At 65.4% G+C, this 24,546-nt stretch carries 21 protein-coding genes and 1 pseudogene; 8 read left to right on the top strand and 14 right to left on the bottom strand.

Translation table 11 applies throughout. The features are described 5' to 3' along the window. From B2527_RS17365 to B2527_RS17350, 4 genes and pseudogenes are all read right to left on the bottom strand, one after another. Positions 1 to 104 (bottom strand): annotated as a pseudogene (locus tag B2527_RS17365) (DNA-binding response regulator); the annotation flags it as partial. Beyond that, positions 101 to 1,312 carry a sensor histidine kinase gene (locus B2527_RS17360; protein ID WP_293716609.1) on the bottom strand — a complete coding sequence of 404 codons (1,212 nt, stop codon included), beginning with the start codon at positions 1,310 to 1,312 and terminating at the stop codon, positions 101 to 103. The gene B2527_RS17360 and the pseudogene B2527_RS17365, both read right to left, overlap by 4 nt. Next, entirely contained in the window at positions 1,312 to 2,097 is a 786-nt protein-coding gene (locus tag B2527_RS17355) for an ABC transporter permease (RefSeq protein ID WP_293716607.1), read from the bottom strand. The genes B2527_RS17360 and B2527_RS17355 overlap by 1 nt, the downstream gene beginning before the upstream one ends. Beyond that, complete coding sequence (locus B2527_RS17350; protein ID WP_293716605.1) at positions 2,097 to 3,017, bottom strand: ABC transporter ATP-binding protein; 921 nt, start codon at positions 3,015 to 3,017, stop codon at positions 2,097 to 2,099. Before B2527_RS17350 ends, B2527_RS17355 begins: the two co-directional genes overlap by 1 nt. A gap of 203 nt (positions 3,018 to 3,220) precedes the next feature. On the opposite strand from B2527_RS17350, the gene B2527_RS17345 reads away from it, so the two are divergent. The 6 genes from B2527_RS17345 (at position 3,221) to B2527_RS17320 (ending at position 12,561) form a co-directional block, all read left to right on the top strand. After that, positions 3,221 to 4,471 (top strand): efflux RND transporter periplasmic adaptor subunit, encoded by a 1,251-nt coding sequence (locus B2527_RS17345; protein ID WP_293716603.1) that lies wholly within the window; start codon positions 3,221 to 3,223, stop codon positions 4,469 to 4,471. 487 nt (positions 4,472 to 4,958) lie between these two features. Beyond that, on the top strand, positions 4,959 to 5,645 hold the full coding sequence (locus B2527_RS17340; RefSeq protein ID WP_293716601.1) for an ABC transporter ATP-binding protein: 687 nt from the start codon (positions 4,959 to 4,961) through the stop codon (positions 5,643 to 5,645). Positions 5,646 to 5,656: 11 nt separating this feature from the next. After that, on the top strand, positions 5,657 to 6,817 hold the full coding sequence (locus B2527_RS17335) for an ABC transporter permease (protein ID WP_293716599.1): 1,161 nt from the start codon (positions 5,657 to 5,659) through the stop codon (positions 6,815 to 6,817). A 10-nt stretch (positions 6,818 to 6,827) separates the two neighbouring features. After that, positions 6,828 to 8,135 (top strand): ABC transporter permease, encoded by a 1,308-nt coding sequence (locus tag B2527_RS17330; protein ID WP_293716597.1) that lies wholly within the window; start codon positions 6,828 to 6,830, stop codon positions 8,133 to 8,135. A 225-nt stretch (positions 8,136 to 8,360) separates the two neighbouring features. Continuing rightward, complete coding sequence (locus B2527_RS17325) at positions 8,361 to 11,207, top strand: TonB-dependent receptor plug domain-containing protein (protein WP_293716595.1); 2,847 nt, start codon at positions 8,361 to 8,363, stop codon at positions 11,205 to 11,207. 274 nt (positions 11,208 to 11,481) lie between these two features. Then, positions 11,482 to 12,561 carry an alpha/beta fold hydrolase gene (locus B2527_RS17320; RefSeq protein WP_293716593.1) on the top strand — a complete coding sequence of 360 codons (1,080 nt, stop codon included), beginning with the start codon at positions 11,482 to 11,484 and terminating at the stop codon, positions 12,559 to 12,561. A gap of 165 nt (positions 12,562 to 12,726) precedes the next feature. Here B2527_RS17320 and rarD read toward each other — a convergent pair whose 3' ends face one another. Further along, positions 12,727 to 13,641, bottom strand: coding sequence for an EamA family transporter RarD (rarD, locus tag B2527_RS17315; RefSeq protein WP_293716591.1), 915 nt, complete (start codon positions 13,639 to 13,641; stop codon positions 12,727 to 12,729). Beyond that, complete coding sequence (gene yedA, locus B2527_RS17310) at positions 13,638 to 14,537, bottom strand: drug/metabolite exporter YedA (RefSeq protein WP_293716589.1); 900 nt, start codon at positions 14,535 to 14,537, stop codon at positions 13,638 to 13,640. Before yedA ends, rarD begins: the two co-directional genes overlap by 4 nt. A gap of 207 nt (positions 14,538 to 14,744) precedes the next feature. Between yedA and B2527_RS17305 the strand changes: the two genes are divergently transcribed. Then, on the top strand, positions 14,745 to 16,073 hold the full coding sequence (locus tag B2527_RS17305) for an MFS transporter (protein ID WP_293716587.1): 1,329 nt from the start codon (positions 14,745 to 14,747) through the stop codon (positions 16,071 to 16,073). A 243-nt stretch (positions 16,074 to 16,316) separates the two neighbouring features. Here B2527_RS17305 and B2527_RS17300 read toward each other — a convergent pair whose 3' ends face one another. The 4 genes from B2527_RS17300 to B2527_RS17285 all read right to left on the bottom strand — a co-directional run bounded on the left by B2527_RS17300 (position 16,317) and on the right by B2527_RS17285 (position 21,298). After that, on the bottom strand, positions 16,317 to 17,969 hold the full coding sequence (locus tag B2527_RS17300) for a M28 family metallopeptidase (protein ID WP_293716586.1): 1,653 nt from the start codon (positions 17,967 to 17,969) through the stop codon (positions 16,317 to 16,319). A gap of 693 nt (positions 17,970 to 18,662) precedes the next feature. Next, positions 18,663 to 19,595, bottom strand: a complete 933-nt coding sequence (locus B2527_RS17295; RefSeq protein WP_293716584.1) for an MBL fold metallo-hydrolase — start codon at positions 19,593 to 19,595, stop codon at positions 18,663 to 18,665. A gap of 85 nt (positions 19,596 to 19,680) precedes the next feature. Further along, positions 19,681 to 19,974, bottom strand: coding sequence for a hypothetical protein (locus B2527_RS17290; RefSeq protein WP_293716583.1), 294 nt, complete (start codon positions 19,972 to 19,974; stop codon positions 19,681 to 19,683). A 22-nt stretch (positions 19,975 to 19,996) separates the two neighbouring features. Beyond that, entirely contained in the window at positions 19,997 to 21,298 is a 1,302-nt protein-coding gene (locus tag B2527_RS17285) for a tryptophan--tRNA ligase (RefSeq protein WP_293716581.1), read from the bottom strand. 121 nt (positions 21,299 to 21,419) lie between these two features. On the opposite strand from B2527_RS17285, the gene B2527_RS17280 reads away from it, so the two are divergent. After that, positions 21,420 to 22,244, top strand: coding sequence for a hypothetical protein (locus B2527_RS17280; RefSeq protein WP_293716579.1), 825 nt, complete (start codon positions 21,420 to 21,422; stop codon positions 22,242 to 22,244). A gap of 319 nt (positions 22,245 to 22,563) precedes the next feature. On the opposite strand, the gene B2527_RS17275 is transcribed toward B2527_RS17280, so the two are convergent. The 4 genes from B2527_RS17275 to rocF form a co-directional block, all read right to left on the bottom strand. Further along, positions 22,564 to 22,785, bottom strand: a complete 222-nt coding sequence (locus B2527_RS17275) for a CsbD family protein (protein WP_293716577.1) — start codon at positions 22,783 to 22,785, stop codon at positions 22,564 to 22,566. A 189-nt stretch (positions 22,786 to 22,974) separates the two neighbouring features. Continuing rightward, positions 22,975 to 23,112 carry an entericidin A/B family lipoprotein gene (locus B2527_RS17270; RefSeq protein ID WP_293716575.1) on the bottom strand — a complete coding sequence of 46 codons (138 nt, stop codon included), beginning with the start codon at positions 23,110 to 23,112 and terminating at the stop codon, positions 22,975 to 22,977. A gap of 54 nt (positions 23,113 to 23,166) precedes the next feature. After that, complete coding sequence (locus B2527_RS17265) at positions 23,167 to 23,319, bottom strand: entericidin A/B family lipoprotein (RefSeq protein WP_293716573.1); 153 nt, start codon at positions 23,317 to 23,319, stop codon at positions 23,167 to 23,169. Between the two features lie 202 nt (positions 23,320 to 23,521). Further along, positions 23,522 to 24,442, bottom strand: coding sequence for an arginase (gene rocF / locus B2527_RS17260; RefSeq protein ID WP_293716571.1), 921 nt, complete (start codon positions 24,440 to 24,442; stop codon positions 23,522 to 23,524). Positions 24,443 to 24,546 lie beyond the last annotated feature (104 nt).

Genomic DNA, 24,546 nt, shown 5'->3' with positions numbered 1-24,546 from the left:
TCGGCGGCGGTGCCGACCACCTCGATATCGGCTTCCAGGTTGAGCAGCGCCGACAGCGCGCCACGCACCATTGCCTGGTCCTCAGCCAGCAGGATGCGGATCATGCGCGCAACGCCTGCGCCGGTGCCATCGGCGCTGTGCTGCCCAACTCAATCGGCACCGGAATGCGTATCTTCAAGCAAGTCCCCTGCCCCTTGGGCGAATCAATCTGCATCTCGCCACCCAGCGCCAGCACCCGCTCACGCATGCCGGCCAGTCCATTGCCATTGACCGATACGCCGCCACGGCCATCGTCCACCACCTCCATCATCACCGCATCCGGCGCACTGACGAGGCTGATCCTCGCCTCGTTGGCCTGGGCGTGGCGGGCAATATTGGTGACGGCCTCGCGCAGCACCATCGAAAGACCGGCCTCGATCCATGCCGGCATCGGCGGTGGCGGCGCGTAGCGCAGGTTGACCCGTGAGGACTCCAGCAGCAGATGCGCCGAGGCCAGCTCCGCGGCCAGATCGGTGGCGCGGAAGCCGGTGACCGCGCTGCGCACCTGGGCCAGCGCATCGCGGGCAATCTGCTCGGCCTCGGCCAGCTCGCGCTGTGAGCGCAGCGGGTCGCGCTCGAACAGCTTGCGTGACAGCTCCATCTTCAGCGTGATCAGCGACAGCGTGTGCCCGAGCAGATCGTGCAGATCGCGGCCGATGCGCTCGCGCTCGGCGGTGGCGGCCAGCCGCCGCACTTCCTCGTGGGACAGCCGCAATGCGGCGTCCTTCTCGCTACTGGAACGCTCGACGTTGACGATCAGGCCAATGACCACGGTCAACGCCGGTATCCAGGCAATCACCTGCCACGGGTAGCCGATCCACGACGCCAACGATACGAAGCCGACATTCAGCAGCATCACCTCCAGCAGGTAACGCCACATGCCGATGCAGCGGTTGGTGCGCAACATCACGCAGCCGAACACGAAGTAGTTCATGCCGGAGGGATAGCTGCGCAGCAGGGCCATCGCCAGCACGATCATCGCCAGCGCGAAGATCGGCGCGCTGCGCCGCGAACTCACCAGGGTGAGCAGGTACAGCACGATGAACAGCGGGAAGGACCACAGAGTGATCAACAACCACTGCAGGCTGTAGCCACCGCCGAACATCGGCGTGATGAACACCCATACCGTCCATAACAGGTGCACGGTATCAATCCACGGCCACTTGCCGAGCTTGATGTTGTCGGCCACCACCGAATCCAGTGCCGGCTTCAACCATTCAGGGCGCTGCAATGCCATCGCGGGAGTCCTGTCGTCGTGCGGCAATGATGCCATCAGCCATGCCGGCGCAGGCGCCAGGCAGCCAATGCGGTGACCACCAGAGCAACGCCCGCCAGCCACAGCGCATGCGGCCAGAGCCGCCCTACCGGAAAATCCAGTGCGCCCTGTGCCAATGCATTCAGGTGATAGCTGGGCCAGATCCACGCCTGCTCCCGCAACACCGACGGCAGCATTTTCAGCGGGAACCACAGCCCCGACAGCACCGCCATCGGCAGGTAAACCAGGTTGATCACTGCCGGGGCGCCGTTGCCCTTGACCAGCGTGCCCAGCAACAGGCCCAGCGCACAGAATGGCAACGTACCGAATGTAGCCACCGCACTCAGCCGCAGTGCCTGCGACGCGGACAGTGGCACGCCGGCCACCGTTACCGCCAACACCTGCAGGACCAGCACGATCGCCAGCCCCATCATCATCGCCATCACCATCTTGCCCAGCAGATAGGCCAGCGGCGGCATCGGCAGCGCGCGTTTGAGGGTGAGCAGGCCGTTGTCCCGCTCCAGCGCCAGCGACATGCCGAAGCCGAACAGGCCTGGCGCCATCACCCCGAACGTGGCGTAGCTGCCCAGCAGGAAACGGGCGACTTCCGGCGGCTGCGCCTTGCCCAGCACCACCGCGAACAGCAGGTAGAACGTGGCCGGGAACAGCAACGTGGGCAACAGAAAACCGGGGCTGCGCAGGTAGCGCAGGCACTCGGCGCGGATCTCCTGCAGGTAGGCGCCCAGCAAGCGCTGCGGCGGCAACACCAACTGCGGGTTGTCGCGCAGGATCGGGGTGTTCATCAGGCCGCCTCGCGTTGCATCGGGCCGGCAGCACCGGCGGTAAGTTCGGTGAAGGCTTCACCAAGGCCCGGCGCCTGCACTTCCAGCCCGGACAGATGGGGATCGGCCACCAGCAATTGCCGCACCACGTTCTCCACCTGGTCGCTGTGCAGCTGCAGCCAGGCATCGTCACGGCGGGCCTGCAGCACGCCGGGCCATGCCGCCACCGTGGCCGCATCCAGGCTGCTGATGCAGCGGATGCGGCGCTGGACCACCCGCGCACGCAGCGCGTCCACGCTGCCATCACTGACGATGCGCCCGCGCAGCAGTACACAGACCCGGTCGGCCAGGCGTTCGGCCTCCTCCAAGTAGTGGGTGGTCAGCACCACTGCGGCGCCCTCCGCCACCAGTTGGCGCACGCTGGCCCAGAGCTGCTGCCTGGCGGGCAGATCCAGGCCAACGCTGGGTTCGTCCAGGAACAGCAGGCGGGGCCGCCCACAGATGGCCAGCGCAAACTGCACACGCCGCTGCTGGCCACCGGACAGCTTGCCGTAGCGGCGCGGCAACAGTTCCTCGGCACCGGCCAGCGCCGCGGTTTCGGCCACGCTGCGCGGCGCCGGGTAATAGCTGGCGGCCAAACGGATGAGTTCGGCAACACTCAGGGTGTCCGGCAGTTCCGCCGCCTGCAGCATCACGCCGATACCGCGGCGCGCGGCCAGCTGTTGCGGGTGCTGGCCGAACAGTTGCACCTGCCCGGCATCGGCACGCAGCAGCCCCAGTAGCAGGCCGATGGCGGTGGTTTTCCCCGCGCCATTGGGACCCAGCAGGGCCAGCACCTGACCGGCATGCAGTTGCAGGTCCACGCCGTCCAGCGCGCACACGGCGCCGTAGTGTTTGTGCACGCCCCGCAGGCTTGCCAGTACCTCACCGTGTTGTGCCATTGCCATCGCCTTCTTTGGGGACGGTGCAAGCTTGGGCAGGGGCCCAGCGTCTGCCCAGTCGCCGCGATCAGGCAAAGCACATGACAGCCGTCACCTGTCCCGAAGCCGGGCAGCACCTAAGATTCGGGCATCGCCCATCCCGTGCCTCCAAGGATTGCGGTAAGTTGCGGTCACATTTCCCTGCCGACGCCGTCCTGTCTCCCATGAATGCATCTGCTGAACTGCTGAAGGAACTACGCATCGACCGCTCCGCCCCCCCGCCGCGCGGCCCTGCACCGTCGCGGCGCTGGCTGTGGATCGTGATCGGCCTGGTGCTGGCACTGCTGCTGGCGCTGGGGGTTGGTGCCCTGCTCAGCCGCAAGCCGGCGCTGACGGTGCAGACCGCACCGGTGGTGGCGATGGGCCAGGCGGGCAGCGAAAGCAGCTCGGTGCTCGATGCCAGTGGCTATGTGGTGGCACGGCGCATGGCCACTGTCTCGGCCAAGATCACCGGCAAGGTGCGCGAGGTGATGATCGAGGAAGGCATGCGGGTGGAAGAAGGCCAGGTGATGGCCACCCTGGACCCGATCGACGCCAACGCCCAGCGCAGCCTCAACGCCGCCCAGCTGGCGGCTGCCCGCAGCCAGACCGAGGGCCTGCAGGCACAGCTGCGCCAGGCCGAGGCCGAGGCCGGCCGCCTGCAGGCGCTGGTGGGCCAGCAGCTGATCTCCCGGTCGCAGTACGACCAGGCCGTGGCCGCGCGTGACAGCCTGCGCGCACAGCTGGCCACGGCCCGCCACAACGCACGGGTCGCGCAGGACGCGCTGGCCATTGCCGACCTGGGCGTGGACAACAACGTGGTGCGTGCCCCGTTTGCCGGCGTGGTCACCGCCAAGGCTGCGCAGCCGGGCGAAATCGTGTCGCCGCTGTCGGCTGGGGGTGGTTTTACCCGTACCGGTATCGGCACCATCGTCGACATGGAGTCGCTGGAAGTGGAAGTGGAAGTGGGCGAAGCCTTCATCGGCCGCGTGCAGCCGAAGATGCCGGTGGAGATCGTGCTCAACGCCTACCCGGACTGGAAGATCCCTGGCCACGTGATCGCCATCATTCCCACCGCCGACCGTGGCAAGGCCACGGTGAAGGTCCGTGTGGCGCTGGAAACCAAGGACCCGCGCATCGTGCCGGAGATGGGCGTGCGGGTGAGCTTCCTGGAGAAAGCCGCTGCCGCTGGCACCGAAGCACCCAAGGGGGTACGCGTACCGGCCGCTGCGATTGTCGAGCGCGACGGCAAGCCGGTTGCTTTTGTCGTGCAGGCCGATGACAAGGTGACGCAGCAAGCGCTGCAGGTGGGCCAGGCATTGGCCAAGGACAAGCAGGTGCTGTCGGGATTGAGTGCCGGGCAGACCGTGGTGCTCAACCCTGCAGCAGAATTGAAGGATGGCGACAAGGTGACGCTGGAAGGCGCGGAGAAGTAAGCGCAGGCCTGTGATCTTTGTTGCGCTGGCGCGAATCCCCTGGTGCATTGAAGTAGCGCTGTTGCTGTTGCTGTTGCTTCCACCCCCTCCCTTGCGCGAAGCGTAGCCGAGGGTTGGGGTTGGGGCGAGTGCTTTGGCTTTGGTTTGAAAAGCCACAGGAAGCAAAACCGCAGCCGAAGCCTGAAGCAAAGCAAAAGCTGCCCTCACCCCTTCCCCTCTCCCGCTGGCGGGAGAGGGGAAAGCAACGACAGCCAGAGCCACTGCCAAAGCCAAAGCCAAAGCAAAAGCCAAAGCCAAAGCCAAAGCCAAAGCCAAAGCAAAAGCAAAAGCAAAAGCAAAAGCAAAAGCAAAAAGCACCCCTCCCTAGCCCTCCCCTTGCCTTCGGCAAAGGGAGGGAACCAGAAGCAAAGCGAAGCAAACTCGCGTCCGAAATCAAACTTTCAACATCAAACATCAAACACCACCGCGTCACTGCTGAGGATCATCCATGAGCACCCTCGTCTCCCTGCGCAACATCACCAAGACCTACCAGCGTGGCCCGGAAAAAGTGCAGGTACTGCACGGCATCAACCTGGATATCGCCAGCGGTGACTTCGTCGCGCTGATGGGACCGTCCGGCTCCGGCAAGACCACCCTGCTCAACCTGATCGGCGGCCTGGACACGCCCAGCGGTGGCGAGATCAACATCGAAGACCAACGCATCGACCAGCTCAGCGCCGGCCAGCTGTCTACCTGGCGCAGCCACCACGTTGGCTTCGTGTTCCAGTTCTACAACCTGATGCCCATGCTCACCGCGCAGAAGAATGTCGAACTGCCGCTGCTGCTGACCAACCTCAATGCCGGCGAGCGCAAGCGCCGCGCGCAGATCGCGCTGACCCTGGTCGGCCTGGCCGATCGCCGCGACCACCGCCCCAATGAACTGTCCGGCGGCCAGCAGCAGCGCGTGGCGATTGCCCGCGCCATCGTCTCCGACCCGACCTTCCTGATCTGCGATGAACCCACCGGCGACCTCGACCGCCAGAGCGCGGAAGAAGTGCTGGGCCTGCTGCAGCTGCTCAACCGCGAACACGGCAAGACCATCATCATGGTCACCCACGATCCCAAGGCCGCCGAGTACGCCACCCACACCGTGCATCTGGACAAGGGCGAGCTGGTCGACGCCCCGGCGCACTGAGGAGCACCGCCATGAAGTACTTCTCACTGATATGGGCGCAGCTGTTCCGCAGCCGCACGCGCACGCTGTTCACCCTGCTGTCCATCGTCACCGCCTTCCTGCTGTTCGGCATGCTCGATTCGGTGCGCGTCGCCTTTGCCAGCGGCGGCAATACCGTGGCCGGCGCCAACCGGCTGGTGGTGGCCTCGCGCCTGTCCATCACCCAGTCGCTGCCGATCCGCCTGGAACCGCAGATCCGCCAGATCGAAGGCGTCCAGGATGTCACCTATGCCATGTGGTTCGGCGGCATCTACCAGGACCAGAAGAATTTCTTCCCCAACTTCTCGGTGGCACCCAACTACTTCGACCTGATGACCGAGTTCGAGATCCCCAAGGACCAGGTCGATGCCTTCCGCAACACGCGCACTGGCGCCATCGTCGGCGAATCGCTGGCCAAGCAGTTCGGCTGGAAGATCGGCGACACCATCCCGCTGCAGGCCACCATCTTCCCGCGTGGTGGCAGCAATGATTGGCCGCTGCAGCTGGTCGGCATATTCAAGTCCAAGAACACCGCCACCGCCGCCAACGAAGAACGCCAGTTGATGATGAACTGGAAGTACTTCGACGAATCCAACGACTACATCAAGAACCAGGTCAGCTGGTACACCGTGCGCCTGGACAACCCTGACCATGCCTCGCGCGTGGCCCAGGCCATCGATGCGATCTCGGCCAACTCCGATCACGAGACCAAGAGCCAGACCGAGTCCGCCTTCCAGCAGGCCTTCATCAAGCAGTTTGCCGACATCGGCATGATCGTCACCTCGATCATGGGCGCGGTGTTCTTCACCCTGCTGCTGCTCACCGGCAACACCATGGCCCAGGCCGTGCGCGAGCGCGTGCCGGAGCTGGCCACGCTGAAAACGCTGGGCTTCACCGATGGCACCATGCTGATGCTGGTGATGGTGGAATCCATCGTGCTGGTCGGCCTGGGCGGTGCCATCGGGCTGGGGTTGGCGGCACTGGCATTACCGGTAATGGCGCCACAGACCATGGGCCTGCTGCCGCCGCATGTGCCGGCGCAGACCTGGATCGTGGGGCTGGTGCTGATCGTGGTGATCGGCCTGGTGGTGGGCGTATTGCCGGCACTGCGGGCCAAGCGCCTGAAGATCGTCGACGCACTGGCCGGGCGCTGAGGAGAACGACATGAAGAATTTTCTTTCGAATGCGCTGGTGATCGTGCTGCTCATCGTCGGCCTGGGTGTCTGGATTGCGCTGCCGTGGATCGGCGTCGCCGTGGTCGCGGTAGCGATCACGCTGTGGTTGCTGCTGACCCGCAGCGGCCGCCTGGCGCTTGCCGCGACCCGCATCGGACTGGCCAGCCTGCCGCAACGCTGGGGTGCCTCATCGGTGATCGTGATCGGTATTGCCGGCGTGGTCGGCGTGCTGGTGGCGATGCTGGCGATGGGCCAGGGCTTCCAGGCCACGCTGGAGAACACCGGCGATGACAGCACCGCGATCGTGCTGCGCGGCGGTTCGCAGGCGGAGACCAACTCGGTGATCACCCGCGACCAGGTGCCGCTGCTGGAAACCCTGCCCGGCGTGATGCGCGGCGAGAATGGACGGCCGTTGGTTTCCGCCGAAGCCTCGCAGGTGGTCAACCTCACCTCGCGCAGCGATGGCACCGATGTGAACGCACAGTTCCGCGGTGTCGGCGAGCAGGCCTGGGCGGTGCACGAGAAAGTGCGCCTGGTCGAAGGCCGCAAGTTCGGCGCCGGCCTGCGCGAGATCGTGGCCGGACGCGGCGCGCAGAAGCAGTTCCAGGGCCTGGAAGTCGGCAAGACCCTGCGCCTGGGCAACCAGGATTGGACCGTGGTCGGCATCTTCGAATCCGGCGACGCCCACGATTCGGAACTTTGGACCGACGCGCAGACCCTGGCCACCACCTACAACCGTAGCGCCTGGCAATCGATCAGCGTGCGCACCGACGGCAAGCAGGGCTTCGAGACCTTCAAGGCCGCAGTGGAAAGCGACCCACGACTGAAGCTGGACGTGGAAAGCACCGCCGAGTACTACCGCAAGCAGGGCGGCGGCCTGAACAAGCTGCTCAAGGTGCTGGGCACGGTGATCGGCGCGATCATGGCGGTGGGCGCGGTGTTTGGTGCGCTCAACACCATGTACGCGGCCGTGGCCACGCGTGCACGCGAGATCGCGACCCTGCGTGCGATTGGTTTCCGCGGCGTGCCGGTGGTGACCGCGGTGATGCTGGAAACCATGTTGCTGGCCCTGCTCGGCGGCCTGCTGGGTGGCATCGTGGCTTGGCTGGCGTTCAACAACTTCACCGTCTCCACCCTGGGCAACAACTTCAGCCAGGTGGTGTTCCAGTTCAAGGTCTCGCCGCCACTGTTGTGGAGCGGGCTGAAGTGGGCATTGGGGATCGGACTGGTGGGCGGGCTGTTCCCGGCCCTGCGTGCGGCCCGGCTGCCGATCACCACCGCCTTGCGCGAGACCTGAGCAGCGCAGCCTTGGCGCGTTGGCCGTGGTGTACACGGCCAACGCCCTGCCACCGGCGAATGGCGGAACTTTCCCACTGACGCATCAACTACCCAGCGGCACTCCGCCCCGTCCTCCGACGGGCGCGGTGTGCTGATGGATGCTGCGTCCCTCCCCCACGGTGATGCATCTGTCACGGCGCCCCTCTAGGGCGCCTTTTCGCGTTTAGAAAGGAAATCTGAAGAGATGTATCTGAAACCCACGCCGCTTCACGCCGCGATCGCCCTGGCCATGGTTGCGGGCAGCCCTGCTGCCTACGCCCAGGACAGCAGCGAACCCACCACCCTGGACCGCGTCGAGATCACCGGCTCGCGTATCCGCCAGGCCAATGTCGAAACCGCCCAGCCGGTGATCGCCTTGACCCGGGCCGAGATCGAGAAGAAGGGCTACGTCAACGTCGCCGACATCCTGCAGGATGTCACCGCTGCCGGTGCACCGTCGCTGAGCCGTGCCTCCGCACTGTCCTCGGGCCGTGACTACGGCGGCATGTTCATCAGCCTGCGCAACCTGGGCCCCGAGCGCAGCCTGGTGCTGATCGACGGCCGCCGCATGGGCGTCAGCGCCGGCGGTTATTCCGACGTCGGTTCCATTCCCTCTTCCATCGTCGAGCGCGTGGAAGTGCTGACCGACGGTGCCTCGGCCCTGTATGGCTCCGATGCCATCGCCGGCGTGGTCAACATCATCACCCGCAAGAACTTCGATGGCGGCAACGTCAGTGCCTATGTCGGCCAGTACAGCGAAGGCGACGGCCAGAAGCGCTCGTACAGCGCCAACTACGGCAAGACCTTCGAGCGCGGCTGGTTCAGCGTGGGCGTCGAGAAGTCCAAGGAAGATCCGGTACTGGGTGGTGAGCGTGAGTTCACCGCCTATCCCAACGGCCCCTATCATCCGCAAGATGGCCTCAACGGCACCACCCAATGGGGCTCGGTGACGGTTGATGGCAAGGTGCTGAGCGTCGGCCCGGGCGGCGACCCGTCGGACGTGGCCAACTTCAAGCCGCGTGACCCGGCCACCTACGCCAACACCAAGACCAACATGACCCTGCTGTCCTCGCTGGAGCGCAGGTCCGCATTCGCCAACGCCGGCTTCCAGATCACCGATAACGTCCGCGTGGTCGGCGACGTGCTGTACAGCGAGCGCGAGTCGGTGAAGCAGCTGGCCGGTTACCCCTACTCGGTGTCCGCGGCGCAGGCGGCCAGCGGTGCGCGTGCAGCGCTGTCGGCCGACAGCATGTTCAACCACTGGGGCAAGGACGTGCTGTTCTCGCACCGCACCGAGGAATACCCGCGTGCGACCAACAACAGCCTGACCACCAAGCGCGCCGGGCTGGGCCTGGAAGGCAGCTTCGAGACCGGTTCGCACCTGTGGGACTGGAACGTCAACTACATGTACAACCGCAATGAAGGCGAGCGCCGCAGCCGGCAGAGCATGTACCAGCCACACGTCAACCTGGCCGTGGGCGCGTCCTTCATCGATGCCGATGGCGTGGCCCGCTGCGGCAGCGTCGGCAACGTGATCGAAGGCTGCGTGCCGTGGAACCCGCTGGCCCCGGCTGGCAGCAACAGCACCGGCTCGCTCAGCGACAAGGCCGTGCGCGACTACATCTTCACCCGCTTCAGCGACGAGATCCTCAGCACCACCAAGGTCCTCAGTGCCAACATCTCCGGCTCGCTGTTCAGCCTGCCGGCTGGCGACATGATGGCGGCGATGGGCGTGGAGCACCGCTCCGAGGAAGCCAGCTACACCCCGGACCTGATGGTGCAGAACGGCGAGATCGCCGGCACCAGCGGCGGCCCCACCCGCGGTGACTACACCCTGGACGAGGTCTACCTGGAACTGCAGGTACCGCTGCTGTCCGACCTGCCCTTGGTGCGCGAACTGTCACTGGACATGGCCGGCCGCTATTCCGACTACGACAACTTCGGCGGCACCACCAACAGCAAGTTCGGCCTGAAGTGGAAGCCCGTGGACACCCTGCTGGTACGCGCCACCTATGGCACCGGCTTCCGTGCCCCCACCGTGGACGATCTGTACGGCGGCACGGTCACCACCCGCGACCGCATCACCGACCCGTGTGACCGTTCCTTCGGCGCGGCCGCACGCAATGCCGAGGTCGCCGCACGCTGCACCGCTGCCGGCATGGGCGCCGATTTCCGCCAGAAGACCGGTGACGGCGAACTGGCCACCACCTCCGGTGTACAGGCCGTCACCGACTTCACCTCCGGCTCCAACCCGGACCTGAAGCCGGAAACCGCCAAGACCTGGACCGTGGGCCTGGTCTACAGCCCCGACTTCGTCACTGGCCTGGACCTGAGCCTGGACTGGTGGAAGATCCGCATCGACAACGTGATCGTCGGCGAATCGGCCACCGACATCCTCAACCAGTGCTATGTGCAGGGCATCCAGTCGGCCTGCGACCGTTTCAGCCGCTACACCTCCGGCAGCAACAAGGGCCAGGTCAGCGGCATGAACCGCTCGTTGAACAACGCCGGTTTCCAGGAAACCGCCGGCTATGACATTGGTGTGCGTTACCGCCTGCCGGAAATGGCATTCGGCCAGCTATCGCTGCGCTGGAACACCACCTATGTGGATTACCTGTCGCGCAAGAGCGACAACGTCGACACCACCCCGGTCGAGCAGTACACCGGCTGGGAAGGCAACTTCCGCGTGCGCTCCAACCTCACGGCGGACTGGCAGTACGGTGATCTGGGCATCAGCTGGACCACCCGCTACTACTCCAGCATGAAGGAAAAGTGCTCCTACGATCTGGACGGTGGCCCCGAGTGCAACCTGCCGGGCTTCCAGTCGCCGTACACCGACATGCAGCCGAGCCGCAAGCTGGGCTCGAACACCTTCCACGATGTGCAGCTGCGTTACGCCCTGCCGTGGGAGGGCACGGTGTCGCTGGGTATCAACAACGTGTTCAAGCACGCCGGCCCGATCATGTACAGCCAGCCGAACAGCAGCTTCACCTATTACGGTGGCTTCGACATCGGCCGTTTCATCTACATGAAGTACCAGCAGCGGTTCTGATGGACCGCCTCCACGAGGCGCCCACCACTGCCTGAACGCTTCGCGCTTGAAACCCCTCTCCCGCCTGCGGGAGAGGGGCTACGGAGAGAACGCGCCAGCGCGCCAAGCCTCTGCCGGACATGGCGCGGCACTCCCCCGCGCGAGGGCCTGGGGCGGGAAGCGACGCTCCCGCAACCCAAACACCACACAACGGTCATCCAACTGTCATCGCCGCGCGGTAGATGACGGCCGCCATTGCACCTAATGTGGCCGGCTCCCCAAATCGGATACCGCCATGCTGCGTTCGCTGGCGCTGGCCGGCGTCTGCGTGATGCTGGCCGGCTTTGCCCTTTCCCCTCCTGTTCCCTCGCTGTCACTGAGCGAGCGCCTGGCTGCCCCTGGCGGCACCTCGCCGCTGGTCCCCACCGCGCGCATCGATGCACTGCTGGCCCACCTGCCGCATCGCCAGGGCACGGTTGCCGGCAGCGATGGCGTGGCCCTGCACTGGGTTGGCTTCGAGCCGGGCGACTACCAGCTCGACTACCGCTACCTTGGCAAGGGCCCGCGCTTCCCCGAGTTCTCGCTGCAGGCCAGTGCGCCCACCGCGGCCGCACCCGCCATGGCCCCGCGCGGCACCGTGGTGCTGCTGCACGGCTGGATGATGGACGGCGGCTCGCTGTTGCCGTGGTCGCTGGAACTGGCCCAGCAGGGCTACCGCACGATTGCCCTGGACCTGCGCAACCACGGTCGCTCCGGGCAGGCGCTATCAGGCTATGGCACCCGCGAAGGCGAGGACGTGGTGGCCGCGATCAGCCACCTGCGCGACCAGGGCGTGGTCAGCGGCCCGGTGCACCTGCTGGGCGTGTCCTATGGCGCCGCCACCGCGATCTTCGCCGCCCGCGAGCTGGGCAGCCAGGTCAGCAGCGTGGTCGCGATGGAGTCCTTCGACAACGCCGGCCAGGCGATACGCACGATGGTGCCGCATATGCTGTCCAAGCCACCGGAACGCTGGAGTGACTACGTCGCCCTGCCGATTGCGCGCTGGCAGTACGGTGGCCGCGGCCTGGACGAAGCCATTGCCACCACTGACCGCAAGCTTGGGCTGGATCTGGACCGGGTGGATGTGGGCCAGGCGCTGGCGCAGGTGCCCAGCTGCGTGCTGCTGGTCCATGGCCGCGACGACGAACACATTCCCGTATCGCAGGGCCGTGCACTGGCCGCGGCGGCGCCGAAGGCACGCTACCTGGAAGTACCCAGCGAAGACCATCTCACCCTGCCGATGCGGCTGGACCGGCTTTCCCCAGCAGTCAACGACTGGTTTGCCGAAGCCGCCGAGGGTCGCGGCTGCCCCGCCGCACCACTGGCGATGCGGTAACCGCGACGCAAGCTACCCGCCCCAACCCGGTCAACGGCAGAAGGCTGAAGCCCCTGCGGATCACCATCGGCAGCTGTGGCGCAAGCGGCGACATACCCGCCGCATCCGTCGCGCCAAAGCCACCCGCTCCCCTGCTGCGCAAGCGAGCGGGCAGAACAGAGGCCTTCAGGCTGCCGCAGGCTTCTGCTGCTTCGCGCGTGCAGCCGCTCGCCACCCGGCCACCGCAAACACCAGCAACCCGGCCCAGATGAAGCAGAAGCCGACCAGCTGGTTGGCATTGAAGGGCTCGCGCAGGATCAGCACGCCGGCCAGGAACTGCAGGGTCGGTCCGATGTACTGCAGCAGCCCCACCACCGACAGCGGCACCCGCCGCACGCCATAGGCGAAGGCGATCAACGGCACCGCGCTGACCACGCCGGCCAGCACCAGCAACACGTCATTGCCCAACCCCCAGCCCGAGATGAAACCGCCGCCGTGGCCACTCTCGGCCCAGATCACATAGACCAGTGCCGGCGCGACCATGAACACGCTTTCCACACCCAGGCCGGTGACCGCTTCCACCGCCACCAGCTTGCGCAGCAGGCCGTACAGGCCAAAGGTGATCGACAGACCGATGGCAATCCACGGCAACCGCCCGCCTTGCCAGGTCAGCCAGGCCACGCCCAGCGCCGCCAGCGCCACCGCCAACCACTGCAGCTTGCCCAGCCGCTCGCCCAGCACGGCCACGCCCAGCAGCACGCTGAGCAGTGGGTTGATGAAGTAGCCCAGGCTGGTCTCCACCACGTGGCCTGCGTTCACCGCCCAGATATACAGGCTCCAGTTGAGCCCGATCAGCAGGCTGGACAAGCCCAGTAGCCAGAACCGCCGAGGCGTGGCCCACACCTCGCGCAGCCACCCCCAGCCGCGCATGATCGCCAGCCCGCCGATCAGCAGCACCGCGCTCCAGACAATGCGGTGGGCAATGATCAGGAACGAAGGCACGTCCTTGAGCAGGTGCCAATACAGCGGAAACAGGCCCCAGATGACAAAGGCCAGGGTGGTGGCCCACAGGCCATTGCGGGTTTCGTTGGAGGCAGTCATGCGCGGCGCAGCCTGGCAAGGGTGATGACGACGACACCGGCCAGAATCACCGCCATCGCACCGAGATCGGAAACACTGAAGCGCTCATGCGCGATCCACACGCCCAACGCCACCGCGATCACCGGGTTGACGTAGGCATAGCTGCTGGCCAGTACCGGGCGCACGTTGTGCAGCAGCCAGACATAGGCGGTGAAGGCGATGATCGAGCCGAACACGGTCAGGTAGCTCACCGACAGCAGGCCCTGCAGGTCCGGCAGGCCGTGCAGGCGTTCGCCACGCAGCAACCCGACCGTGATCAGGATCACGCCGCCGCACAGCATCTGCCCGGCGGCGGTCATGAACGGCGACGGCAGGTCGCGGCCACGCGACCAGATCGAACCGGCAGCCCAGCCCAGCGGCGCGATCAGCAACAGCACCAGGCCCAGCGGGGTGGCGGTCAGGCTGCTGCCGGCATTGAGCCAGAGCACCCCGGCAAAACCAATGGCGATGCCCAGCCACTCGCCACGGGTGACTTTTTCGCCACGGAACGCCGAAAACAAGGCCATCCACAGCGGCACCGAGGCCACCGCCACCGCGGCCAGCCCGGAAGACACATCACGCTCGGCCAGCACCACCATGCCATTACCGAAGAACAGCAGGCACAGCCCCATCACCGCCAGGGTTGGCCACTGCGCGCGGGTGGGTGCAGCCACCCCGCGCCAGCGCAGCAGTGCGTACAGCACGCCACCGGCGACCACGAACCGGCTGCCGGAGATCACCGTCAGCGGTGGCAGGCCACTCTCCAGCGCCAGGTGGATACCCAGGTAGGTCGAACCCCAGACCACATAGACCAGGAACAAGGCCAGGACGACAAGGCCGCTCCGCGGAGCAGCCGACGTGGTTTCAGGTGAAGACATGGGGCAATACCACCATCAGGGGAAGGTGGATTTTAGGGCACGGCGTTGCGCGTTATCAGTACGGAAAACGGCATGCTGTATCCGTCGTGCCCGCCCCCTACCAAGTCATTACATCGCCTGAAGGCGGCGTGCGGTACGGTGCAGGCACCCGTCCGCTGTCGCCTGGCCGCAGGCTCCGCAGCGGATCCCAGCGAGGACACCGCCCCGATGAGCACGACCAGCACCGCCCCGGCCGCCGCCAACCACGCCCTGCGCCGCTCGATCTCCAACACGCTCAAGGGCTCGGCCGGCAACCTGGTCGAGTGGTATGACGTCTATGTCTACTCGGTGTTCGCGGTGTATTTCGAGTCACAGTTCTTCTCGGCCGAGGACAAGAACTCCACGATCTATGTGTGGGCGATCTTTGCCGCCACCTTCCTGATGCGGCCGATCGGCGCCTGGTACTTCGGCCGCTTCGCCGACCGCTATGGCCGGCGGCTGGCACTGACGGTATCGGTGTCGGTGATGGCGGCCTGCTCGTTCCTGATCGCCATCACCCCCACCGCCTCGCAGATTGGCGGCGCGGCGGCACTGATCCTGTTGTTCGCGCGGCTGGCGCAGGGCTTTGCCACCGGCGGCGAATACGGCACCAGCGCCACTTATATGTCCGAGGCCGCGCTGCCGGGCCGGCGCGGCTTTCTGTCGTCCTTCCACTACGTCACCCTGGTCGGCGGCCATGTGCTGGCGCAGCTGACCCTGTTCACGATGCTCAGCTTCTGGGACAAGCCGGAGATTTCCGCCTGGGGTTGGCGCGTGGCCTTCGCCATCGGTGGCGTGGCCGCCATCGTGGTGTTCTGGCTGCGCCGGAGCATGGACGAATCGCTTACCGCCGATTCGATCGAGGCCGCCAAGGAGGGCCGCGCCAAGGCATCGGGCTCGATGTACGAGCTGTTCGTGCACCAATGGCGGCCGTTGCTGCTGTGCTTCCTGATCACCGCCGGCGGCACGGTGGCGTTCTACACCTATTCGGTGAACGGGCCAAAGATGATCCAGAGCGCCTTCGCCGGTGACGACGTGATGACCGGCACGCTGATCAACCTGGGCGTGCTGATCTTCCTGATGGTGCTGCAACCGATCGGTGGCTGGATCTCGGACATCATCGGCCGCAAGAGCCTGCTGGTGTTCTTCGGCATCGGCGGTGTGCTCTACAGCTGGTACATGATCACCGCCCTGCCGCAGCAGCACGACGCCTTCAAGGCTTTCCTGGTGCTGGCCATCGGCTTCGTCATCCTCACCGGCTACACCTCGATCAACGCGGTGGTGAAGGCCGAGCTGTTCCCCACCCATGTCCGCGCGCTTGGCGTCGGCTTTGGCTATGCGATGGCCAATTCACTGTTTGGCGGCACCGCACCGCTGCTGTATCAGGCGGCGTTGAAGACCGATCATGTGGACACGTTCGCGATCTATGTCACCGCGGTGATCGCGGTATCACTGGTGGTCTATATCTTCTTCCTGAAGAACAAGGGACCAAACTGGCTGGATGACACGCGGAGTTAAGACCAGACAAGTTGGAACCATGGCGGGTTTGGGTTTGGCTTTGGCTTTGGCTTTGGCTTGGTCTTGTTTGACTTTGGTTTTGGCCTTGCTTTTGTGCCGTCATTCCCGCGCAGGCGGGAATGACGGCACAAAAGCAAAGTGCGAAGATCAAAACGAACAGCAGAAAAAAACCGGCGGACTCAGTCCACCGGTTTTCTCATCACTCAGCGCCAAACAACATCACTCAGCACAGCCACACATCACTCAGCGCCGAGCGGCATCACTCGCTTCACGCGCGGCCTCGAACTCCGCGCCCTTCTGCCACTGCGGCCACCGCCGGCTGTTGGCCAGCTCCAGCCCCAGGTCATAAACCAGCAAGGTATCGGCGGCCAGGCCTCGCGCATCCCACTGCGGGCTCCACGCATCGCAGGCCTGGTGGTAGCACTTGGCGAAATAAGCATCACGCAGCGCGCGGCCGGCGGCAACGCCGCCATCCAGCTTGTCCAGGCCCGCACCCACGGTGATCGCCGGCACGCCCTTGCGGGCAAAGGCGAAATGGTCGGCACGGTAGAAGAAACCTGCCTCCAGGTTGGGGTCCGGCGACCAGCGGCGGCCACGCGCCTGCGCCACCCGCTGCACATCGTCTTCCAGCGACACGCGGCCATTGCCCCAGGTCGCGATGTCGGCGGTTTCGCCGTCCGGGCTGAACATCTCGATGTTCAGCACCGCTGCGGTGGTTTCCAGCGGTGCCAGCGGATGCGCGGCGTAGTAGCTGGCGCCGAGCAGGCCCTTTTCTTCGGCGGTCAGCGCGATGAAGTACAACGAACGCTGTGGCCGCGGCCCGACCGCGAACACGCGGCCCAGCTCCAGCACCGAGGCCACACCGGTGGCGTTGTCGATGGCGCCGTGGCGCACGGTCTGGCCGCTGGCGTCCGCCTGGCCGATGCCGAAGGCATCCCAGTGCGCGGAGAAGATCACCGACTCCTGCGGGTAGCTGCTGCCTTCCAGCTTGGCCACCACGTTGCGGGTGACCACCTGCTCGCGCTTGAGCTTGAAGCTGGCCGACAGGCGTGCATCACCCAGCGTGAACGGCTTGAAATCAGCCTGCATGGCCTTGCGCTTCTCGGCATCGAAGTCCAGCCCGGCCGCTGCGAACAGCTGCTCGGCCAGGCTGCGCTGCATCCAGCCGCGCAGTGGCGTGTGTGCGGCCAGCGCCTCTTCCGGGCTGCGCTCGATATCGAACAACGGCGAGGTGCCGGAGGCCTTCACCGTTGCCCAGGGATAGGCCGCCGGTGCGGTTTCATGCACGATCAGCACGCCCTCGGCACCGCGCCGCGCGGCTTCCTCGAACTTGTAGGTCCAGCGGCCGTAGTAGGTGACTGCCTTGCCGTCGAATGCGCCGGCTCTGTCGGCCTCGAAGTCGGCGTCGTTGATCAGCACCACGGCGATCTTGCCGTGCAGGTCCACGCCTTTGTAATCGTCCCAGTGGCGCTCGGGTGCGGTAATGCCGTAGCCGATGAACACCAGCGGTGCATCCTTCACGGTCACCGCGGCCTGCGGGCGCAGACTCTGCAGGGTGACATCCTCGCCGTTGACCAGGGTCCGGGTCTTGCCGCCCTGGCTGAGGCTGGCCGTGGCCTCGCCATCCAGCTGCGCGCGGACCAGCGGCACTTCCTGCACCCAGCTGCCATCGTTACCGCCGGGCTGCAGGCCGGCCTTGCGGAACTCATCGACCAGATAGTCGACGGTGCGCTGTTCACCGGCCGATGCCGGTGCACGGCCTTCGAACTCGTCCGAGGCCAGGATGCGGACATGCCGCGACAGCGCTTCCGGATCGATGCCGCCGCCGGGCAGGTCATTGGCCGCCGAGGCGATGCCGCCCACGAACAGGCAGGAAGACAGCAGCAGGATGCGCATCGGGTTCAAGGCAACTACCAACGAGACAGAATGAATGGCAGATTCTAACCGGCCTTGCCCATGTAGTGCCGAGCCATGCTCGGCAGAAGCGTTACCGGGAAAGCCCCTGCCGAGCTTGGCTCGGCACTACATGAAAGACCTTTGCCGAGCTTCGCTCGGCACTACATGAGAGACCTTTGCCGAGCTTGGCTCGGCACTACATGAAAGACCTTTGCCGAGCTTCGCTCGGCACTACATGAGAGACCTTTGCCGAGCTTCGCTCGGCACTACCGCCCCCTCCCTTTCGCGTAGCGAAGGGGAGGGTTGGGGAGGGGGGAGCTTCACCGCTTCTGTTCTGAGCCAGGCTTCGCGGTTTGCACCGCTCCCGCAGCGAGCGGATGCATCGCGTGGAAAGCCTCTGCCGAGCATGGCTCGGCACTACATTGACGCCCTTTGCCGAGCGTGGCTCGGCGCTACATTGACGCCCTTTGCCGAGCGTGGCTCGGCGCTACATGAGGCCCTTTGCCGAGCTTCGCTCGGCACTACCGCCCCCTCCCTTTCGCGCAGCGAAGGGGAGGGTTGGGGAGGGGTGAGCTGCACCGCTTCTGTTATGAGCTTGGCTTCGATGTTTACACCGCTCCCGCAGCGAGCGGATGCATCGCCGGGAAAGCCTCTGCCGAGCATGGCTCGGCACTACATGGAGCTGGCGGGCTCTCAGCGCTTGTCGCGGTCCAGCCAGCAGGCCAGGCCCTGGGCGTTGAGCTCGATGTCCATCGCCAGCACCCGCAACACCTCGGATGCGTCCAGCGGGCTGCCCTGCAATCTCAAGCGCGCCACATACAGCGCGCCCAAGGCATCCACCAGCAGGCGGTGACGTTGCGGCTCACCGTTGCAGCGCTGCGCAATCGCCACCATTGCATCGATCTGCTCGTGCAGCTCCTGCGCCAATCGCGCCGTGCCTTCGACCCGGCCGTAATGGGTCAGGAACATGCCCTCCGGTGACTCCTGCATCAGCCGACGGATCGAGGCATGCATCGCTTCCGGCTCGAACTGCACCGGCGAGGAAGTAGGAATGATGAAGGCACCACCGGCATGATCCAGCTCTCGATAAGAGAGGCCAAACGTGTCGCCGGTGAACCAGCTGCGGCTGACGGCATCCCACACGCAGAAGTGATGCCGTGCATGCCCCGGCGTGTCCACGCAGACAAGTTCGCGCCCGGCCACGGAAACGCGGTGGCCGTCTTCGGCTACCACCACGCGCTCGGCGGGCACCGGCACGATCTGCCCGTAGCTGCGGGCAATTTCCGCCTCGCCATACACCGCCGTCGCCCCGGCGATCAGCCGGGTGGGATCGATCATGTGCCGGGCACCACGCGGGTGCACGACCAGCTTGGCATTGGGCAGCTGCTGCATCAGCGCACCAGCACCGCCGGCATGATCCAGGTGCACATGGGTGACGATCAGCCAATCAATATCCGCAGGCCTCAGACCCGCCTGCGCAATGCAGGCCAGCAGATTCGGCAGGGAATGTGTGGTGCCGCAGTCAACGAACGCGCCGCGCCCGTCCTGCACGATCAGGTAGGCCGCATCGAAGTGATCGCGCTGGAACGCGGTATCGATGGTGTGTATGCCATGGGCAAGAGACATGCAACAACTCCGGCAGAAACTGGCTTCGATCCTGCCAGCCCCCCTGCCCGCACTCAACCCGGACTTTTGTCGCAGCCGCGTCGGCTCAGTGCCGCAGTACGCGTGGGCGCAGCAACAGCGCCAGTACCATTACCGCCAGGAAGCCGCCATAGGCATAGAGCACAGCCAGGATCTGCTTCCACAGGCCGTCGGCCACCTCGGCCGCACCGACCTGGTAGCCCCACAACATGAAGCCGATGCTGGCCACCAGGGCCAGCATCAGCATCGCGGCATCAAACAAGGTGCGTGTGCGGTTGCGCGGCTGGCGCGGGAACCACCAGTACAACGCCCCCATCACGCAGAACCAGGGGAGAAACAACAACAACGACAACCAGGCCATCGACGTGCTCCTCCGCAGGTGATTACTCCTTCGCTGCCGCCTCGCGCAGTTCGCGCAACGCCGCCAGCACCGGCTCCACTTCCACTTCAACCTTGAACAACTCGCTCTGCAGCGCATCGCCCTGCTCGGCCTGCTTGAGCACGGCGATCAGCTGGCCGGCATCGCGCGGCGAGTCAAAGCCTTCGCTCTGGATCAGCAGCGTGCCTTCGCCATCAAGCAGCTTGAAGTAGAAGCGGCCATCCTTTTCGCGGTACTGCTTGAACAGCGGCAGCGCCGCCTTGGCAGCGGCTGCCGCCTTGGGCTTGTCACCGGCGGCGGACAGATCGCGCAGGCCCACGGCGTGACGCAGCTCCTTCAGCAGCGGGATGGCGAACTGCTCGCGCAGCTGCTGGCCACGCTTGCGCAGGATGGCTTCGATCTTCTCGGGCTCGGCCATCAAGGCGTTGTAGCGCTCGCGCAGCGGCGACAGCTCGGCGTCGATGCGCTCGAACAACTGCTGCTTGGCATCGCCCCAGCTGATGCCCTCGGCAAAGGCCTTGGCAAAGGCGGCGGTCTGCTCCGGGCTGGCGAAGGCCTGGTACATCTGGAACAGCGCCGAGCCCTCGGTGTCCTTGGGTTCGCCGGGCAGGCGCGAGTCGGTGAGGATGGAGAACACCAGCTTCTTCAGCTCCTCGCGCGGCACGAACAGCGGAATGGTGTTGCTGTAGCTCTTGCTCATCTTGCGACCGTCCAGGCCGGCCAGGGTGGCCACCTGTTCGTCGATGATCACCTCCGGCAGAGCAAAGTATTCCTTGCCGTAGACGTGGTTGAAGCGCTGGGCGAAATCGCGCGCCATCTCGATGTGCTGGATCTGGTCACGCCCCACCGGCACCTTGTTGGCGTTGAAAATCAGAATATCGGCGGCCATCAGCACCGGGTACATGAACAGGCCGGCGCTGACGCCTGCATCGTCGTCCAGCTGCTCCTCGCGGTTCTTGTCCACCGCCGCCTTGTAGGCGTGGGCGCGGTTGAGAATGCCCTTGCTGGCGACCACGGTGAGGAACCACATCAGCTCGGTGGTTTCCGGGATGTCGCTCTGCCGGTAGAACCACACCTTGTCCGGGTCCAGGCCACAGGCCAGCCAGCTGGCGGCGATCTCCAGGGTCGAACGCTGGGTGCGCTCGGGCTCCTGCGCCTTGATCAGGCTGTGCAGGTCGGCCAGGAAGAAGAAGCTCTCGATGTCCGAAGTCTGGCTGGCGGCAATGGCCGGGCGGATCGCGCCGACGTAGTTGCCGAGATGGGGAGTGCCGGAGGGGGTGATGCCGGTGAGGACGCGGGTAGTCATGTAAACCAAGCTGACGAGCGGATGAACCGGGCCAGTGTAACCGCCCCAGCCTGTCCCCGCCCTCAACCCCGTTGCCCGCGCCCGGCCGTTTCATGCCACGTACCCCGCCAAGGAGCCTGCCATGTACCGTTTTCTAGCCAGTGTGTTGTCGGTTGTCGCGCTATGCGGGTTCAGCCCGGTACGGCCGGCAGAGGAGGGCCCGGTGCTGCTGTCGGTGATCGACCGCGACGACGGGCAGGAGCTGGACCTGCACCCGCACCGGGGCCAGCAATGGGTCGCCGGCAGCCCCGGCCACCGCTACAGCGTGCGCATGCAGAACCGCAGCGGCGAGCGCGTGCTGGTGGTGCTGTCGGTGGATGGGGTCAACGCCATCACCGGCCAGACCGCCTCGCCCAGCCAGTCCGGCTATGTGCTGGAGCCCTGGCAGAGCAGCGAGATCACTGGCTGGCGCAAATCCAATGCCGAGGTGGCGCAGTTCGTGTTCACCGCCTCCAGCGACAGCTATGCAAGCCGCACCGGCCGCCCGACCAATGTCGGGGTGATCGGCATTGCGGTGTTCAACGAAGCGCGCCGACCGGTGTATGACGTGCGCCCGCTGCCGATGCCGCGGCCGACCCCGCGGCCGATGCCGCAGTACGAGGACCGTGCCGAGGCCAGCGCCAATGCCCGCGCTGCCGAAGCGCCTGCCCCACCCAGCGCGATGGCCAGGAGTGAGTCGCGTCAGCGGCTGGGCACCGGCCATGGCGAGCGCGAATGGTCCAGTTCGTCGCTCACCAGCTTCGAGCGTGCCAGCCGCACCCCGGTGCAGGTCAGCGAGCTGCGTTACGACTCGCGCCAGCGGCTGGTGGCGATGGGGATCCTGCCGCGCGGTTATCGCCGCGTGGACAACACACCGCAGGCCTTCCCGAGCGGCTTCGTGCCGGATCCGCCGGCACGTGGGCGCTGAGTTTGGTGATTGCATCGGGGATGCAAGAAGGGCCGCTTTCAGCGGCCCTTCTTCCTTATCCCCAAGCCCTCTCCCGCAACGGGAGAAGGGCTCGAAGGCTGACTGCTGGCACAGGTATGAACGGTGCCCTGTGCCTCGTAGCCTCGTAGCCTCGTAGCCCGGGTAAGCGCAGCGCACCCGGGAAGCTCGACCTCTCGGGTCGTTCGATACTTCTGCCAACAGCCCCGGGTGCGCTGCGCTTACCCGGGCTACGCGGGGGGAGGCGTCTCAGGCTGCCAGCAACCTGCTCCCTCAATCCCCCCGCATCAACCACCCTGCATCAACGGTAGTCTGGATACTCATCGTGCAGGGACTTCTGGAAATCGCGCACCTCGGATTCAGCGCGATCCTTGGCCCAGCCATAACGTTCCTGCAAGCGCCCGGCCAGATACTCGGCATTGCCTTCGGCCACCTTCATGTCGTCATCGGTGATGTCGCCCCACTTGGCCTGCACCTTGCCCTTGAGCTGGGTCCACTTGCCGGAAATGATGTCTTTGTTCATTACGCTTCTCCTTGGTGGGATACGCGGCTTGTTCGCGTGGGATCATCTTGGCCCTGACTGTGTTGGCAACGGGTACACGGTTCGTTGTGTGGTGCTGACCTCGATGAACACAGCTTCAGGCTTGCGCAGCGCACATGAAAAAGGCCGGCAAGGCCGGCCTTCTCCATTCAGCTGTGTGCGCTTGCCAGGTCAATGACCCTTGGCAGCGTCCTCCACCTTTTCGCCTGCCTTCTGCACGTCCTTGCCGGCACCGGCAACGGTGTTGCAGCCGGACAGCGCGGCAACCGAGAACAGCGACAGCAACATCAGGGCAACCAAACGCTTCATGTCTTTCTCCTGTGGTGGGTTACATCAACACGGCCCAGCATGGGCCGCCGGGGTTCAGCACTTGCCGTCCTTACAGTCCTGGGCCTTGTCCTCGACCTTTTCACCGGCCTTCTGCATGTCCTTGCCAGCACCGGCCATGGTGTTGCAGCCACTGAGCATGCCTACCGAGAACGCGCCAACCAGGGCCAACATCAGTACTCGCTTCATCATCAGATCGTCTCCTTGCTCATAAGGCGGCGGCTTTGGCCGGGGACCGGCAACCAGCATTCCGCGTGTGAAGACGAATCTCGCCGCTTGGCTGTGTGCTGCGCGTGAACATGCGCAGCACCGGTTCAGCGATGTCGGAGCGAGGTTAAGCAAGACAACGCAACAGACGGGCACCACCGGCGCCCGCCCCAGTCAGGCGTCCTTAGTCACGCATCAGCGTGGATTTGCCGAACAGGCTCTCCACCAGGTCCACTGCCAGCTCGGCGGTGCGGTTCTGGTGATCCAGCAGCGGGTTCAGTTCGACGATATCCAGCGAGCCCATCAAGCCCGTATCGGCAATCATCTCCATCACCAGCTGCGCCTCGCGGTAATTGACCCCGCCCGGCACCGTGGTGCCAACGCCCGGCGCGATGCTGGGGTCGAGGAAATCCACATCGAAACTGACATGCAGGTGGGTATTGGCATCAATGCCATGCAGCGCGGCTTCCATCGTCCGTTTCATCCCTGCTTCGTCGATGTAGCGCATGTCATAGACGTCCACGCGGTGCTGCTTGATCAGGCGCTTTTCTTCGGGGTCGACCGAACGTATGCCGATCTGGTGCACCTGCCACGGTGCAATCGCCGGGGCGCTGCCGCCGAGATTTGTCAGGCCTTGCGGGCCGAGGCCACACAGGCAGGCCACCGGCATGCCGTGGATGTTGCCTGACGGGGTAACATCGGAGGTGTTGAAGTCCGAATGTGCATCCAGCCACAGCACGCGCAGCTGCTTGCCCTGTTCGCGGCACCAGCGCGCGACCGCGGTAATCGAGCCCACGCCCAGGCAGTGGTCGCCGCCGAGCATGATCGGCAGGCGGCCGTCCTTCAGCTCGGCGTAACTCGCCTCCATCAGCGCGTGGTTCCAAGCGACTACTTCGTCGAGGTGGCGGTAGCCCTGCACCGGGCCGGTCCATGGATTGCGCGGACCATCGAGGTTGCCAATGTCGCGCACGTCCACCCCGCGTTCGACCAGCGCCTCAGGCAAGCCGGCAATGCGCAGCGCCTCCGGCCCCAGCCGCGCACCACGCGCACCCGCACCCACATCGGTAGGCACGCCAATCAGCGACACCGGACGAAAACCAGCCATACCACCTCCGTTGCAAATGAAAACAGTTTAACGAGCGGCACCTGAAAGACCTTGCGGCAGCGCGGCAAACCCTTGTGCTGCCTGCGTTCCGGCCCTTCCCCGCG

The organism is Stenotrophomonas sp. UBA7606, from assembly GCF_002477705.1.
Taxonomy (GTDB): domain Bacteria; phylum Pseudomonadota; class Gammaproteobacteria; order Xanthomonadales; family Xanthomonadaceae; genus Stenotrophomonas.
Note: the sequence above shows the minus strand (reverse complement) of the source record. Positions and strands in the feature narration are given on the sequence as shown.

What these genes read in the sequence shown, in the direction of transcription:
- B2527_RS17360 (WP_293716609.1), bottom strand. Translation starts at nt 1,312, where the DNA reads ATGGCATCATTGCCGCACGACGACAGGACTCCCGCGATGGCATTGCAG.
- B2527_RS17355 (WP_293716607.1), bottom strand. Translation starts at nt 2,097, where the DNA reads ATGAACACCCCGATCCTGCGCGACAACCCGCAGTTGGTGTTGCCGCCG.
- B2527_RS17350 (WP_293716605.1), bottom strand. Translation starts at nt 3,017, where the DNA reads ATGGCACAACACGGTGAGGTACTGGCAAGCCTGCGGGGCGTGCACAAA.
- B2527_RS17345 (WP_293716603.1), top strand. Translation starts at nt 3,221, where the DNA reads ATGAATGCATCTGCTGAACTGCTGAAGGAACTACGCATCGACCGCTCC.
- B2527_RS17340 (WP_293716601.1), top strand. Translation starts at nt 4,959, where the DNA reads ATGAGCACCCTCGTCTCCCTGCGCAACATCACCAAGACCTACCAGCGT.
- B2527_RS17335 (WP_293716599.1), top strand. Translation starts at nt 5,657, where the DNA reads ATGAAGTACTTCTCACTGATATGGGCGCAGCTGTTCCGCAGCCGCACG.
- B2527_RS17330 (WP_293716597.1), top strand. Translation starts at nt 6,828, where the DNA reads ATGAAGAATTTTCTTTCGAATGCGCTGGTGATCGTGCTGCTCATCGTC.
- B2527_RS17325 (WP_293716595.1), top strand. Translation starts at nt 8,361, where the DNA reads ATGTATCTGAAACCCACGCCGCTTCACGCCGCGATCGCCCTGGCCATG.
- B2527_RS17320 (WP_293716593.1), top strand. Translation starts at nt 11,482, where the DNA reads ATGCTGCGTTCGCTGGCGCTGGCCGGCGTCTGCGTGATGCTGGCCGGC.
- rarD (WP_293716591.1), bottom strand. Translation starts at nt 13,641, where the DNA reads ATGACTGCCTCCAACGAAACCCGCAATGGCCTGTGGGCCACCACCCTG.
- yedA (WP_293716589.1), bottom strand. Translation starts at nt 14,537, where the DNA reads ATGTCTTCACCTGAAACCACGTCGGCTGCTCCGCGGAGCGGCCTTGTC.
- B2527_RS17305 (WP_293716587.1), top strand. Translation starts at nt 14,745, where the DNA reads ATGAGCACGACCAGCACCGCCCCGGCCGCCGCCAACCACGCCCTGCGC.
- B2527_RS17300 (WP_293716586.1), bottom strand. Translation starts at nt 17,969, where the DNA reads ATGCGCATCCTGCTGCTGTCTTCCTGCCTGTTCGTGGGCGGCATCGCC.
- B2527_RS17295 (WP_293716584.1), bottom strand. Translation starts at nt 19,595, where the DNA reads ATGTCTCTTGCCCATGGCATACACACCATCGATACCGCGTTCCAGCGC.
- B2527_RS17290 (WP_293716583.1), bottom strand. Translation starts at nt 19,974, where the DNA reads ATGGCCTGGTTGTCGTTGTTGTTGTTTCTCCCCTGGTTCTGCGTGATG.
- B2527_RS17285 (WP_293716581.1), bottom strand. Translation starts at nt 21,298, where the DNA reads ATGACTACCCGCGTCCTCACCGGCATCACCCCCTCCGGCACTCCCCAT.
- B2527_RS17280 (WP_293716579.1), top strand. Translation starts at nt 21,420, where the DNA reads ATGTACCGTTTTCTAGCCAGTGTGTTGTCGGTTGTCGCGCTATGCGGG.
- B2527_RS17275 (WP_293716577.1), bottom strand. Translation starts at nt 22,785, where the DNA reads ATGAACAAAGACATCATTTCCGGCAAGTGGACCCAGCTCAAGGGCAAG.
- B2527_RS17270 (WP_293716575.1), bottom strand. Translation starts at nt 23,112, where the DNA reads ATGAAGCGTTTGGTTGCCCTGATGTTGCTGTCGCTGTTCTCGGTTGCC.
- B2527_RS17265 (WP_293716573.1), bottom strand. Translation starts at nt 23,319, where the DNA reads ATGAAGCGAGTACTGATGTTGGCCCTGGTTGGCGCGTTCTCGGTAGGC.
- rocF (WP_293716571.1), bottom strand. Translation starts at nt 24,442, where the DNA reads ATGGCTGGTTTTCGTCCGGTGTCGCTGATTGGCGTGCCTACCGATGTG.